General features: G+C 45.7%; 14 protein-coding genes. 13 read left to right on the forward strand and 1 reads right to left on the reverse strand.

The genetic code is table 11. The features are described 5' to 3' along the window. Nucleotides 1–107 precede the first annotated feature (107 nt). The 11 genes from yceD (at nt 108) to MZ182_RS07800 (ending at nt 8,778) form a co-directional block, all read left to right on the forward strand. The gene (gene yceD, locus MZ182_RS07750; protein ID WP_011789729.1) at nt 108–632 is read left to right on the forward strand and encodes a 23S rRNA accumulation protein YceD; all 525 of its coding nucleotides are present in this window, start codon (nt 108–110) and stop codon (nt 630–632) included. 17 nt (nt 633–649) lie between these two features. After that, the gene (rpmF, locus tag MZ182_RS07755) at nt 650–820 is read left to right on the forward strand and encodes a 50S ribosomal protein L32 (RefSeq protein ID WP_006081226.1); all 171 of its coding nucleotides are present in this window, start codon (nt 650–652) and stop codon (nt 818–820) included. A gap of 15 nt (nt 821–835) precedes the next feature. Beyond that, nucleotides 836–1,864: a phosphate acyltransferase PlsX gene (gene plsX, locus MZ182_RS07760; protein ID WP_248066507.1), complete on the forward strand. Its 1,029-nt coding sequence runs from the start codon at nt 836–838 to the stop codon at nt 1,862–1,864. 9 nt (nt 1,865–1,873) lie between these two features. After that, nucleotides 1,874–2,833, forward strand: a complete 960-nt coding sequence (locus tag MZ182_RS07765) for a beta-ketoacyl-ACP synthase III (protein ID WP_011789727.1) — start codon at nt 1,874–1,876, stop codon at nt 2,831–2,833. A gap of 87 nt (nt 2,834–2,920) precedes the next feature. After that, the gene (gene fabD, locus MZ182_RS07770; protein WP_011789726.1) at nt 2,921–3,847 is read left to right on the forward strand and encodes an ACP S-malonyltransferase; all 927 of its coding nucleotides are present in this window, start codon (nt 2,921–2,923) and stop codon (nt 3,845–3,847) included. 9 nt (nt 3,848–3,856) lie between these two features. Then, entirely contained in the window at nt 3,857–4,603 is a 747-nt protein-coding gene (gene fabG, locus MZ182_RS07775) for a 3-oxoacyl-ACP reductase FabG (RefSeq protein WP_011789725.1), read from the forward strand. Between the two features lie 164 nt (nt 4,604–4,767). Continuing rightward, nucleotides 4,768–5,001: an acyl carrier protein gene (acpP, locus tag MZ182_RS07780; RefSeq protein ID WP_006081231.1), complete on the forward strand. Its 234-nt coding sequence runs from the start codon at nt 4,768–4,770 to the stop codon at nt 4,999–5,001. A 225-nt stretch (nt 5,002–5,226) separates the two neighbouring features. Next, on the forward strand, nt 5,227–6,465 hold the full coding sequence (gene fabF / locus MZ182_RS07785) for a beta-ketoacyl-ACP synthase II (protein ID WP_014610333.1): 1,239 nt from the start codon (nt 5,227–5,229) through the stop codon (nt 6,463–6,465). A 163-nt stretch (nt 6,466–6,628) separates the two neighbouring features. After that, the gene (locus MZ182_RS07790; RefSeq protein ID WP_011789723.1) at nt 6,629–6,997 is read left to right on the forward strand and encodes a hypothetical protein; all 369 of its coding nucleotides are present in this window, start codon (nt 6,629–6,631) and stop codon (nt 6,995–6,997) included. A gap of 118 nt (nt 6,998–7,115) precedes the next feature. Beyond that, nucleotides 7,116–7,595, forward strand: a complete 480-nt coding sequence (locus tag MZ182_RS07795; RefSeq protein ID WP_011789722.1) for an acyl-CoA thioesterase — start codon at nt 7,116–7,118, stop codon at nt 7,593–7,595. Nucleotides 7,596–7,902: 307 nt separating this feature from the next. Then, on the forward strand, nt 7,903–8,778 hold the full coding sequence (locus MZ182_RS07800) for an NAD(P)-dependent oxidoreductase (protein WP_248066509.1): 876 nt from the start codon (nt 7,903–7,905) through the stop codon (nt 8,776–8,778). Nucleotides 8,779–8,896: 118 nt separating this feature from the next. Here the strand turns inward: MZ182_RS07800 and MZ182_RS07805 are convergent, their stop codons facing one another. Further along, nucleotides 8,897–9,745: a D-hexose-6-phosphate mutarotase gene (locus tag MZ182_RS07805; protein ID WP_248066511.1), complete on the reverse strand. Its 849-nt coding sequence runs from the start codon at nt 9,743–9,745 to the stop codon at nt 8,897–8,899. A 246-nt stretch (nt 9,746–9,991) separates the two neighbouring features. Between MZ182_RS07805 and MZ182_RS07810 the strand changes: the two genes are divergently transcribed. Together MZ182_RS07810 and MZ182_RS07815 are read left to right on the forward strand one after the other, a co-directional pair. After that, on the forward strand, nt 9,992–11,782 hold the full coding sequence (locus MZ182_RS07810) for an acyl-CoA dehydrogenase C-terminal domain-containing protein (RefSeq protein WP_115015255.1): 1,791 nt from the start codon (nt 9,992–9,994) through the stop codon (nt 11,780–11,782). A 309-nt stretch (nt 11,783–12,091) separates the two neighbouring features. Then, nucleotides 12,092–14,305: a TonB-dependent siderophore receptor gene (locus MZ182_RS07815; RefSeq protein WP_248066513.1), complete on the forward strand. Its 2,214-nt coding sequence runs from the start codon at nt 12,092–12,094 to the stop codon at nt 14,303–14,305. Nucleotides 14,306–14,362 lie beyond the last annotated feature (57 nt).

Consider the following 14,362-nt stretch of genomic DNA (forward strand, 5'->3'; position numbering starts at 1 on the left):
CGTTAATTTCGATGTTGGGGCTAGAGAAACGCTTAAGTCGCAAACTGGACTTAAGTTAGAAATTTTTCTTTGACTCTAGCGTTTTCAAACTATAATATGCGCGCCTTATGCAAACAGTAAAGATACCGGTTTCAATTGATCCATTTCGTGCTGCCTCAAGCCGCCTTACTTATAATGGGGTTGTGCCTGGGCAGTATTTGAAAAGATTAAATGAGTTATGTGCCGGCGACTGTTCCGATGTGGCAGTGTCGATTGAATGTGGCGTGGATTTACAGGGGATAGTCTACCTGAAAGGGAAGGCTGTGACGGAGCTCACTCTGATATGTCAACGTTGCATGACACTATTTACCACTGAGGTTACGGTCGAGTTTTGCTTCGGTCCATGCCGGACTAAGGCAGAAATCGATGAGCTCCCGGATGCGTATGACCCAATTGAGTGCAATGAAATTGGCGAAGTACGTCTGCATCAATTGATCGAAGATGAATTGATAGTCGCTATGCCGATAATTCCGCTGCATCAAGAAATTGATTGCACAATAGGATCTAAAGACATAGTTGTAGGCGAGATCGAACCCGCTCAAGAGGAGCGTCCAAATCCGTTTGCAGTGTTAGAAAAACTGAAGAGCAAGTAATCTAGGAGACAGGGCCAATGGCTGTACAACAGAACAAAAAATCTCGTTCAAAGCGCGGTATGCGCCGTTCACATGACGCACTGAGCACTGCTCAGCTGTCTGTAGACGCTACCAGCGGTGAAATCCATATGCGTCACAATGTGACTGCAGATGGTTTCTATCGCGGTAAAAAGGTAATCAACAAGTAATTTGTTGGCTTCCTAATGACGAGTCTGACGCTTGCGTTAGATGCGATGGGTGGTGATCATGGCCCCCACGTCACAGTGCCTGCAGCCTTGCGGGCACTACAATTACACTCTTTTCTTCAAATCATTTTAGTCGGTGATAAGACTGAAATTGATGTCTATTTACGTCAAGCAGATCCGCAGTTACTTTCTCGTATTGAAGTCATTCATACCGATGAAGTCGTGAGTATGTCGGATAGGCCTGTACACGCTTTACGTACGCGTAAAAATAGTTCGATGCGTTTGGCTATTGAGTTGGTCCGCGATGCACGTGCGTCAGCCTGTGTGAGTGCTGGCAATACCGGGGCTTTGATGGCTATGGCAAAAGTACTGTTAAAAACGTTGCCCGGCATTGACCGTCCCGCATTAGTGAGCTGCTTACCCGCTGTGACTCAAAAACCGGTTTATTTGCTAGATCTTGGTGCAAATGTTTCCTGCGATTCTGAAACCTTATTTCAATTTGCCGTTATGGGTTCGGTTTTATGTGAAGCGGTTGATAAAAAATCGCGTCCAAAGGTTGCGTTGCTTAATGTCGGCGTTGAAGAAATTAAAGGTAACGATCAAGTTCAGCAAGCCGCACAGTTACTGCAGCATACTGAACAAATCAATTACACTGGTTTTATCGAAGGCGATGAAATCTATTCCGGTAACGTAGATGTCATCGTTTGTGATGGTTTTGTGGGAAATATCACGCTCAAAACTTCAGAAGGCATTGCCAAGTTATTGGTACATCAGTTAAAACGGGGATTAACCCAAGGTTTATTCGTGCGTTTCTTGGCTAAACTTATCGCTCCTCGCATTCAGGCGGTTCTTAGTCAGATGAACCCCGACCACTATAACGGTGCAAGTCTGTTAGGATTGCGCGGAATAGTTGTAAAAAGCCATGGAAATGCGGATGAAACTGCCTATTTACAATCAATTAGTTTGGCAGTAACAGAAGCTCAACGTCGACTCCCTGAAATGATAAAAGATCGTTTAGAGTCGATTCTTTTAGATATAAATAACTGATCCCTCCTTATGCATACAAAAATTCTCGGAACTGGTAGCTATCTGCCAGTGCAGGTGCGTAGCAATCAAGATTTGGAAGAAATGGTGGAAACCACCGACCAATGGATTGTTGAACGTACTGGTATATCAGAGCGCCGCATTGCAGCGTTCGATGAAACCGTTTCAACTATGGGCTATCAAGCGGCATTAAAAGCGCTGGAAATGGCCGGCATAGAAGCATCAGATTTAGACATGATCGTTTGTGGTACCACCAGCGCGCCGAATGCTTTTCCTGCGGCGGCCTGTGAAATCCAAGCTATGCTTGGGGTACATACCATTCCTGCTTTCGATATTGCAGCAGCTTGTTCAGGCTTTGTTTATGCTTTATCTGTTGCCGATCAATTTGTAAAAACGGGCGCCGCTAAAAAAGTATTAGTGATCGGTGCTGACGTCTTGTCTCGTTTATGTGGGCCAGAAGATCGCACGACAATTATTCTTTTTGGGGATGGCGCGGGCGCTGCCGTTATTGGCGCATCTGAAACGCCAGGGATCATTTCGACTCATATTTACGCTGATGGGCGTCAAGGTGATTTGCTCAAATGTGCTTTCCCACCACGTAAAGGAGAAACTTCCGAAGCGGTTGGGTTTATGACCATGAAAGGCAATGATGTCTTTAAAGTGGCAGTGACTCAGTTGTCCCATGTCGTGACTGAGACTTTACGCATTAACAATATCGATAAGTCAGAAATTGATTGGTTAGTGCCACATCAGGCCAACTTCCGCATTATTAATGCTACCGCGAAAAAGCTCGATATGAGCTTGGATAAAGTCGTATTGACCTTAGCTAAACATGGTAATACTTCCGCCGCGTCAGTACCCATTGCATTAGATGAGGCCGTGCGTGATGGACGAATTCAACGTGGGCAATTATTGCTACTTGAAGCCTTCGGTGCGGGATTTGCGTGGGGCAGTGCATTAGTACGTTTCTAAGTTTTTCATCTAAGTGACATAGCATTAGCTTATGTTAGGTGTGTAGATTAATTTCAATAAATTAAGTTCGCCATAGGTAATTTGAATATGGAAAATGTCGCGTTTGTATTCCCAGGACAAGGCTCACAAGCCTTAGGTATGTTAGCCGAACTCGCTGAGTCACAACCTATTATAGGCCAGACCTTTGCAGAGGCGAGTGATGTTCTAGGCTATGATTTATGGGCTTTGGTTCAGCAAGGTCCTGTTGAAGTCTTAAATGAAACGGATAAAACACAACCTGCGTTATTAGCCGCCAGTGTCGCTATTTGGCGGGCTTACGTGGCTTCAGGTAAACCCATGCCAGCCATGTTAGCGGGTCACAGCTTAGGTGAATATTCAGCGCTGGTATGTGCAGGTGTTATTGATTTTAAAGATGCGATTAAATTAGTTGAACTGCGTGGTCAACTAATGCAACAAGCGGTTCCAGCTGGAACCGGTGCTATGTATGCCATTATCGGTTTAGATAACGAAGGTATCGCTAATGCCTGCGCCGAAGCGGCTCAAGGTGAAGTGGTCAGCCCTGTTAATTTCAATAGCCCTGGCCAAGTGGTTATTGCAGGTCAAAAAGACGCAGTTGAGCGTGCAGCCGCGGCTTGTAAAGCCGCGGGCGCTAAAATGGCGGTGGCTTTACCTGTCAGCGTGCCATCACACTGCGCATTAATGAAACCGGCAGCGGATAAATTGGCCGTGGCATTAAACGATGTACCGTTTACTCCCCCAACGATTACTGTGATTAATAATGTTGATGTGGCTTCACCTACCTCTGCCGACGATATTAAAGATGCGTTAGTGCGTCAGTTATATTGTCCTGTTCGCTGGAGCGAAAGCGTTGAATTAATGGCCCAAAAAGGCATTACTCAATTGGTAGAATGTGGTCCTGGTAAAGTATTGACAGGATTAGCAAAACGAATTAATAAATCACTATCAGCCCAAGCGGTTAATGATGTAGCTTCATTAGCGGCATTAACTGAGTAAGGAGTTTGTATGAGTTTCAACCTGAATTTAACAGGCAAAGTGGCTTTGGTGACAGGTGCGAGCCGCGGTATTGGCCGTGCGATTGCCGAAACACTTGTGGAAGCGGGCGCAGTGGTTATTGGAACCGCAACCAGTGAGAAGGGCGCAGCGGCGATCCAAGAATATCTGGGTGACAAAGGTTTTGGTTTAGTGCTTAATGTCACAGATAGTGAATCTGTTACACATTTATTCGCCTCGATCAAAGAAAAAGCGGGTGATGTTGATATTCTAGTCAACAACGCGGGTATCACCCGTGATAATCTGCTGATGCGGATGAAAGATGATGAATGGCAGGATATTATCGACACTAACCTGACATCATTATTTAGACTATCAAAGCCTGTGATGCGTACCATGATGAAAAAGCGTTTTGGCCGTATCATCAATATCGGTTCAGTGGTAGGCACCATGGGTAATGCAGGTCAAGTTAACTACTCGGCAGCAAAGGCGGGTTTGATCGGATTTACAAAATCTCTTGCAAGAGAGGTTGCATCTCGTCAAATTACGGTTAATGCTATCGCTCCTGGATTTATCCAGACCGATATGACTGATGAGCTGACCGAAGATCAGCAAAAAGCTATCATGTCTCAGGTTCCGATGGAACGATTAGGGCAAGCGCAAGAAATTGCCAATGCTGTGCTCTTTTTAGCCTCGGATTCTGCTGCTTATATCACAGGTGAAACTTTACATGTGAATGGCGGAATGTACATGGTTTAAGGGCGGATGGCAGGGATACTGTCTCCAATTGAGTAGTGATCTGCATCAATTGGTTGTTAAATTTTGTGGTTAGACCACGAAAACTAAGCTTGCATTGTCAGCCAAATCTAATAAACTACTCGCAATCTTACGCAAGTGCGTAATTTGAATAGGAAAGAAAACTAATGAGCAACATCGAAGAACGTGTAAAGAAAATCATTGTAGAGCAACTGGGCGTTAAAGAAGAAGACGTTAAGCCAGCGGCATCTTTCGTTGACGATCTGGGTGCAGATTCTCTGGACACTGTTGAGTTGGTTATGGCTCTAGAAGAAGAGTTTGATACCGAGATCCCTGATGAAGAAGCTGAAAAGATCACTACTGTTCAAGCAGCGATCGACTACGTTTCTAAGAATCAGTAATTCTGAATTCTTGAAGACAGGCGGCATTTATTGCCGCCTGTTTTTGTTTTACCCCCGTCAAACTCTGCCCCTGTGCCATTCAATTGTCTCTGGATCGTGTTTTATATTGTTATCCACGAGATGTTGCCCGCAGATTGGCGACTTCTATGCAATAAATTGTCTAATCATAGAAAACCTTGTTTTAGCTATGAGAACTAACAAATTTAGTATTTAAAGGTGACTGCCGTGTCTAAACGTCGTGTAGTGGTAACCGGTTTGGGGTTAGTAACTCCAGTGGGCAATACTGTCGATACTACTTGGAAGGCTTTGCTTTCAGGTAAAAGTGGTATTGCACCTATAACCAAATTTGATGCCAGTGAATTTACCACTCGTTTCAGTGGTTCAGTAAAAGATTTTGATGTTGAGCAATACGTAACGAAAAAAGATGCCCGTAAGATGGACCTCTTTATTCAATACGGTATGGCGGCTGGCATCCAAGCAATCCAAGACTCAGGTCTGGATATGAGCAAAGAAAATCCTGGTCGTGTCGGCACTGCTATTGGTGCTGGTATGGGTGGTATGTGGTTGATTGAACAAGGTCACAGTGCATTGATGAATGGTGGCCCGCGTAAGGTTTCTCCTTTCTTCGTACCTAGCACCATTATCAATATGATTTCGGGCCACTTGTCGATCATGTTTGGCATGAAAGGGCCCAATTTTGCCGTGACGACTGCTTGTACTACGGGCGTACATAATATCGGTTTTGCGGCGCGCACCATTGCCTATGGCGATGCAGATGTGATGGTTGCAGGCGGTGCTGAGGATGTGACATCTCCTTTAGGCGTGGCAGGTTTTGGTGCTGCTAAAGCATTATCGACTCGCAATGATGATCCTACAGCCGCGAGTCGCCCATGGGATAAAGACCGTGATGGTTTTGTGATTGGTGATGGCGCTGGTGTGATGGTGATGGAGGAATACGAGCACGCTAAAGCGCGCGGTGCGACCATTTACGGCGAGTTAGTCGGTTTTGGTATGAGCGGTGATGCGTTCCATATGACTTCGCCACCAAGTGACGGCGCAGGCGCTGCGGCTGCTATGGTCAATGCTATTAATGACGCTAAGTTATCACTAGAGCAAATTGGTTATATCAATGCCCACGGTACGTCGACGCCAGCGGGTGATAAAGCCGAAGCGGCAGCGGTTAAGTCTGTATTTGGCGACCATGCGTATAAAGTGCTGGTTAGCTCGACTAAATCGATGACGGGTCACTTATTAGGTGCTGCAGGAGCGGTTGAAGCGATTTTCACCTTATTAGCATTGCGCGACCAAGCTGTACCGCCAACGATTAACTTGGATAATCCAGATGAAGGCTGTGACTTAGACTTTGTCGCCCATACTGCTCGTGATGTGAAGTTAGATTACGCTCTGTGTAATTCCTTCGGTTTTGGTGGTACGAACGGTTCATTATTATTTAAGAAAGTTTAAAGACCAATATCGCCCCAAAAATGCGCCCTATGGCGCATTTTTTGTGTACTGCGTTTATTATTAAATTATTGATATATTTATTATTAATCTTTGTTCATCTCCCTTGTTTAATCTTTTCTACTACAGATAATGGCAGCCTATTCAGTTTGTAATGGAGCATGTCATGTTAAATCCGGCGGTTATCCCGCTTGTCCCTATAATCGGTGCCTTAACTGCAAATTTGACCGAATTGATCCGTGGCGAGTCTAAGATCTGGCATCCAGAAATGGAAATTGGGATAAAGACCTTCACGTTTGCGATTACTGCCTATGTAGCCATTTGGTTTGCTTTACTGGTGACAGCGATATACTCCGGAGGAACTTCGGATATGTTGGCAGGGTTTGAGGTGTTAGGCTTTTTCCTGTTAGGTTTGGGGATTTATACGTTTGCTAAATGTTCTCGTTTTATCACGAGATCACTTCAGCTATGGATTTATCGTTTAGCTTTACCATGCCTATTAGTATGTTGCACACTCATTACTCACTTTGGCTAAATCGAATTCATTGACGAGGTCAATCGTAATAATTTTTACGCGATTAGCGATTTCTATCGTAAACTCAACTTATTGTGCGAAAACATTAGGCCGCTGAGGCTAAATAAGTTGAGGTAAAATGGCTGGTATCGAGAGACAAAGTACCCTGAGATTTTTGTCAGAGCCTGCGGATGTGAATTTTGGTGGTAAAGTTCACGGCGGCGCGGTGATGAAGTGGATCGATCTCGCGGCCTATGCCTGTGCCGCGGGTTGGAGTGGTAAATATTGTATTACTGCTTATGCGGGCGGTATTCGTTTTGTGCAACCCATTTTGGTGGGCAATATCGTTGAAGTCAGCGCAAAAGTGATTTATACGGGTAAAACCTCTATGCATATTGGTATCGATGTGCGGGCGGGCGATCCTAAAGTATCTGAGCGTCATCTCACCACTCACTGTATTGTGATCATGGTGGCGGTGGATGAAAACGGCCAACCTACGCCTGTACCTGAGTGGATACCTGAGACGGAACATGATATTCATCTGCGTGATTCAGCACTGCGCTTGATGGAAATGCGTAAAAAAATTGGCGCCGAAATGGAAGCACATGTAGTGAAATAACCGTATAAATTGACTCAACCAAGGCGCTTATGGCGCCTTTGTTGTCTCTGCCGAAAAGTGCGTTTGCCACTTGGTTTGATTTCTCACTGACGCAATGCGGGATGAATGTTAAACTGCCGCCACTATTTTTACTGCCCATTCCCCTAAATTAACATCCTCAATTGAACCTATAGATTGAAACACTTACTGGCATTTTTTTAGTATTTGTTATTGAGGTTTTAGCGATAACATATTGGGCAAACGAAACAGAACCCGATTCTGCAATTTCTAATTGATTCACCCTGTTTATCTATCTGAGGATCACTTCATGGCAAAAGTCGCATTTATTGGTTTAGGCGTAATGGGTTACCCCATGGCAAGACACTTACTCAACAAGGGCCATGAGGTCACTGTTTATAATCGCACTTTTGCTAAGGCGCAAGCTTGGGTCGACACCTATGGCGGACGTTGCTGCCCAACGCCCAAAGAGGCTGCAATAGGTCAAGATATTGTGTTTACTTGCGTGGGCAATGATAACGATCTGCGTGAAGTGGTATTAGGGCGTGATGGCGCTATTCACGGTATGGAAAAGGGCACAGTGCTGGTTGATCATACTACGGCTTCGGCAGATGTGGCCCGCGAGCTTGCCAAAGTCTTAGCCGAAAAGGGCATTGATTTCCTCGATGCGCCTGTGTCTGGCGGTCAAGCGGGCGCCGAAAATGGCGCCTTGACTGTGATGGTTGGTGGCGATGAAGCGGTTTTTGAGCGTGTTAAACCCGTGATTGAAGCTTTTGCCCGCTGCGCCGAGCGTTTAGGTGACGTCGGTGCTGGCCAGTTAACTAAGATGGTGAATCAAATCTGTATCGCGGGCGTGGTACAAGGTTTAGCGGAAGCGCTGCAATTTGCCCGTAAAGCAGGGCTCGATGGCGAGAAAGTCATTGAAGTGATCAGCAAAGGCGCGGCGCAAAGCTGGCAAATGGAAAATCGCTACAAGACGATGTGGGGCCAAAGCTATGACTTTGGTTTTGCCGTCGATTGGATGCGTAAAGACTTAGGCATCGCCTTAGAAGAAGCGCGCCGCAACGGTTCACATTTGCCTTTAACCGCTTTGGTGGATCAATTCTATTCAGAAGTGCAGGGCATGGGCGGTAACCGTTGGGATACGTCTAGCTTGCTGGCACGCTTAGAAAAAACGGCTAAATAAGCCATCTTGTTTTAAGAGTCGTCTGTTATAAAAATGCCCAGTCTGCATTAGTATCGAACTGGGCATTTTTGTTTGTATCGTTTTTGACTAGGATATTAATAACTTGGATATTAAATCGTTAGTCTTTCCAACGAATGTGGGTCACTAAACTGTGAGTTTCACCTGGCGCGAGCACGACTTTATCTTCTAATACATTGGCCGCTTCTAGGCAGACCATGGTCAGATAATCCTCTGGATTAAATCGGCCAAGGCGTTGTGATTTTTCAATCCATGGATTCCATAATACCGCGGATTGGCTGTTTTCACGGCTGACTTCGATTGTCCCTTGCGGCGTATGCAATAACTGCACTGGGCCGAGTTCGGTATAGACACGATCTGTCTCGCGATCAAACAGCACTTCATCCGTGGTTTGCGGATAAGGCCCCTCGGCAAATTCGATGTATTTTGAACCACTAAAACCGCTGGCTTTGAGTTGGTGGATATCTTCAATTGGGAAATAAGTGTGCAGCGCTTGGGTAAGCGTCACGGTTTCATCGCCTAAATTGGTATTCACAAGGCTAATGCTTAGGGTATCGCCTAGGGTTAATAACACGCTAACCTCAGTGTTATGCGGCCAATAGACTTTATCTTCTTCGCTGATGGTTAAGCTAAAACGCAAATCTACGAGTTGATTACGCATTTCTACCGATTCCAGCGCCCAAATACGGGTTCGGGCGAAACCGTGTTGGGGAAAGTTCGCTTCACTACTCATGCCAAACCAAGGCCAGCATACGGGTACACCGCCACGGATCCCATTACCGGGTTGATAATCGTCAGCCGATGAAACCCACAGCAAAGGTGGTTTGCCTACGGGTTGAAAATAGTCGATTTGCGCGCCCTGCAAAAAAATTCTTGCCTGACATAACGCCGTATTCACTTCGACATAATCAAGCCCGTTAGCGTGCTTTTTAGTAGTGACAGAACCCATAGTAACAATATCCTTAACTCTGCTGCATATCAGAAAAACAGGCAGTTAGCTTACAAAGTTTTCCGCTATAACATAAGGCTTTGTTGCGATCAATTTACGGTTTTGCTGTTCGTTTGTGTAAACAAAAGTCACTGTCCTTGGGTTCTAGTGCTTCCTTTTTCAACAGATTTAGCTAAAGTGGTCAAAGCATCAAAGTGGTCAGATCACTTAGTTGAGTTGCAGTCTAACAAGAAAAGGGAAGCGATTATGCCAGTCTATCAAGCGCCGCTGCGCGACTATCAATTTATCCTCGATGAGATGTTACATATTTATCAGCAAGATGCACTCAAGGGGTTCGATGAAATCGACCCAGATCTTGTCGATGCGATCCTGCAAGGTATGGCCGACTTTAGTACCGAAGTCATGCTGCCGCTCAATAGTGTCGGCGATCTGCAGGGCTGTAAGTTGGTCGATGGTAAGGTGATTACGCCTGAGGGTTTTGATAATGCCTATCGGCAGTTTGTTGATAATGGCTGGCCGACGCTGACCTGCGATCCTGAATATGGCGGCCAAGGTTTACCCGAAGTGGTGGGGATTTTTGCCACTGAGATACAAACGGCAACCAATATGGCCTTTGCCATGTATCCCGGTTTGACCCATGGCGCCTATGCCGCCATCCATGCCCACGGCAGTGACGCACTCAAGCAAAAATATTTAAGCAAATTAGTCAGCGGTGAATGGACTGGAACCATGAACTTGACTGAGTCCCACGCCGGTACTGACTTAGCCTTATTACGCACGAAAGCTGTGCCAGTATCTGAAGGTGTTTTTGCTATTACCGGCGAGAAAATTTTTATCTCCTCAGGCGATCATCAACTCACCGACAATATAGTGCACCTCGTATTAGCCCGTTTGCCGGATGCACCTGAAGGCGTGAAGGGCATATCTTTGTTCGCCGTGCCTAAAGTATTAGTGAATAACGATGGTAGTTTAGGCGCGCCGAACACTTTATATGCCAGTGGCCTTGAACATAAGATGGGCATTCACGGTAACTCAACTTGTGTGATGGTGTTTGAAGGTGCGCTGGGCGAGCTTGTCGGCGAGCCACACCAAGGACTGCGCGCCATGTTTACTATGATGAACCAAGCGCGTTTAGGGGTTGGTGTGCAAGGACTGGGCGTCTCTGAAATCGCCTATCAAAATGCGCTGGCCTATGCCAAAGACAGATTACAGAGCCGCGCTTTAAGCGGTGCCAAAGCCCCAGAAAAAGCCGCCGATCCGATTTTGGTTCACGGCGATGTGCGCCGCATGTTGCTGTCGCAAAAAGCCTTTAATGAAGGCGCAAGAGCCTTAGTTGGACAACAAGCTTTGTGGCTAGATGAAGCTGAGCGTCATACCGATCCCGTCAAAGCCAAAGTTGCTTCCCAATTAGCGGCACTGTTCACGCCAGTGGTGAAAGGTTTTATCACTAACCGTGGTTTTAATGCCTGTGTCGATGCACAGCAAGTGTTTGGCGGACATGGTTATATTCATGAGTGGGGTATGGAGCAATTTGTGCGTGATAGCCGTATTGCACTGATTTATGAAGGCACTAACGGTATTCAAGCGTTAGATTTAGTGGGGCGTAAGCTGCTTAGCGACCGCGGCGCGGCGATGCAGCAATGGTCGGCGTTAGTGACTGAGTTTATAAAGTCACATAGCACGAATGCGGCGATGCAACCTTACGTGAGCGGTTTAATGGATTGTGCGGGTGATTTGCAAAAGGCCAGTGGTTATTTAGCTGCACAAGCTGCGACCAATCCTGACATTATCGGCGCAGCCTCTATGGCTTATCTGGAGTTGTTTGGGGTGACGGCGCTGGCGTGGATGTGGGCCAGAAGCGCCGCGGTGGCATTAGCTGCACTGGAGCTGGGCACTGAAGAAACCGCATTTTACCAAGCTAAATTGAAAACGGCCGATTTTTATATGGCTTACTGGGCGGTGCAAGGTCGCAGTCTGCGTAAGCAAATTGAGCAGGCGAGTGAGATGCTAACATCGCTTGATGAAAGTATTTTTTAACTTAGTTTCTTTAAACATTTTAAGAGCCAGCATTAGCATGCTGGCTTTTTTTATTGAGAGTTTTGCAGGTTGTTTTAGTGAGAATTATTGAGAATTTCACTGACTTTATATAGACAAAGAAATGGTCTATTCGTGTTGTGGTGATAATGGCGTCGTTAAGGTCAACCTTATCTTTACAATTGCAACAAAACCCCATGGATGTAAATTTAAATGAGAATTATTGTCATCTTTGCGTCAGACTTTATAATGACGACCAATTTAATATGACAAGGGTAAACCGCAGGTTTGCTCAATATTTTGGGGTATCTTGTGAAATCTCGTTTCGCCTATTCATTAATCGCACTCGCTTTAGCTCAACACTCTTGGGTGTTTGCCACTGAAAAACCAATAAAAAATGACATCGAGCCTAGCTCGGATACGGTTCAGTCTGATGTTATTCCTGCTGCTGATGCTTCTGAACCTGACGCTAAGTTAGTGACGCCCGAACGTATTGCTGTCCATGGCCGCGCAATGCAAATGTACGTCGATAAAGAAACAACGATTGGTACTAAGACGGCGATTAATGTGATGGAATTGCCGCAGTCTGTGCAAGTGCTGACCGAGCAGTTAATCGTCGACCAAGCCGCGCGCAATATTACCGATTTATATCGCTCTATTGCGGGCGTGAGTGAGTTCAGTTATTCCGGCGTGACCTTTCGCGGTTTCCGTGACGATGCCAACGTTTTTTATGATGGGGTAAGGGGCGATCCCTATTCGGGGTTCTCAGTGCCGCAACTCTTTAATGTGCAGCGGGTTGAAGTGTTAAAAGGCCCTGCATCCGCACTCTATGGTGGCGGTGAACCCGGTGGCATGATTAACTATGTCACTAAAAAACCAACCTTTATCGAGAGCAAAGAACTGACATTAAGCACCGGCAGCGAGGATATGATCGGTGGCTCGCTGGATTTCACCGGCGGCCTAACCCAAAATCTCGCCTATCGTTTTGGCGCCTATTATCAGCAGGAAGATAGCTTTCGTAATAATGCCGATAGCCAAAATGCCGAAGTGGCGGGTGGGTTACTCTACGAAATCAGTGATGATACTAAGCTCACCACCACCTTCGATATTATTAAGCAGGATTTAGGCGGTAACCGACTTCGCGGTGTTCCCGTCGATGATGCGGGCAATTTCCTTGTCGCGCCTTCCTATAATGCCAATGAGAAGAGTGACTTCCAGAAGATGGATGCATTGGTGCTGCAAGCGATTCTCGATCATCAATTTACCGATAATTTCTCGGTCAAGACTCAAGTCCGCTATCTGAATAATGATTCGGATCAGCAATACCATGAATCGAGAGGTTGGGCGACCTTAGATGCCAATAAAAAGCCCATTATGGGTGATGGCACTATTAAGCGTGAATACCGTGTGCAATCAAGGGCTAATGATGAGATCAGTTTAACCAATGATTTTGTCTACGCATTCGATGCCTTAGGTTTTGAACATGAATTCCTGTTCGGTGGTGATTACCACTACGTCGAAACCGAATATCACTATAAATTGGCGACCTCTAACGAGGGTGTCGGTAACCTGAATATTTTTGACCTTAATTATGGTGAAACCAACCCAAGCACTTATAACCTAAAAGATAAAAATACCGATGGTATACGCGCTAATCGCTATGGCGTTTATGTGCAGGAACATCTGCACTTTAACGAACAGTGGTCATTGATCGCTGGGCTTCGTTTTAGTCAGTTTGATGAATATGATAAGGCGACGGGTTTTTCCTTCAGCGATAATGCGATAACACCAAGGGCAGGGCTTAATTATCGCCCAATCGATTCAACGTCCTTTTATTTGAATTACTCAGAGAGCTTTAATCCCACATCTTTAACCAATCAAGCTGAGAATATTGGGGATGGTTTCCTCGATCCTGAAACCGGTAATCAAATTGAGTTAGGGATGAAAAATGAATGGCTTGATGGCCAGTTTATGACCACGCTCGCTGTATATCGCATTGAAAAGCAAAATGTTGCCCAAGCTAACCCTTTAGATACTGGCGATGACGATGGTATTCCTGCAATGCTTAATTTTGGTGAAGTGCGCAGCGAAGGCATTGAATGGACGCTGGTGGGGGATTTAACCGATAACCTGACTGTCACGGCAAACTATGCCTATAACGAGACCGAAGTGATTAAAGGGGTGACTGATGACAGTTTAACCAATACCTTCGATAGTAAACATTTTGCCAATGCGCCGCGTCATCAAGCGGGGATATGGACCCGTTACGATATCAATGCACTCAATTCGGCGATTGCCTTTGGTATGGATTACGTGGGTGAGCAGTTCAGCCTCGATGGTCAAACGGTGAAGCCCCATACGATTTTTGATATGAGCTGGACAACACAGTGGGATCAAACTCAAGTCCGTTTAAATCTTAAAAATATCTTCGATAAGGAATATGCCGTCAGTGGCTTTAGTGAGCGTAATGGTCATTTCCCCGGTGAGCCACGCAATATCACGCTTGAGCTGAGTCATAAGTTTTAATGTATTGATGTGAAAAGAGCTTGTTCGTTAAGGATGATGAACAAGCTTGAGCGAATG

It is taken from the genome of Shewanella sp. JNE2 (genome assembly GCF_023159115.1).
In the GTDB taxonomy this organism is placed as follows: Bacteria; Pseudomonadota; Gammaproteobacteria; order Enterobacterales; family Shewanellaceae; genus Shewanella; species Shewanella putrefaciens.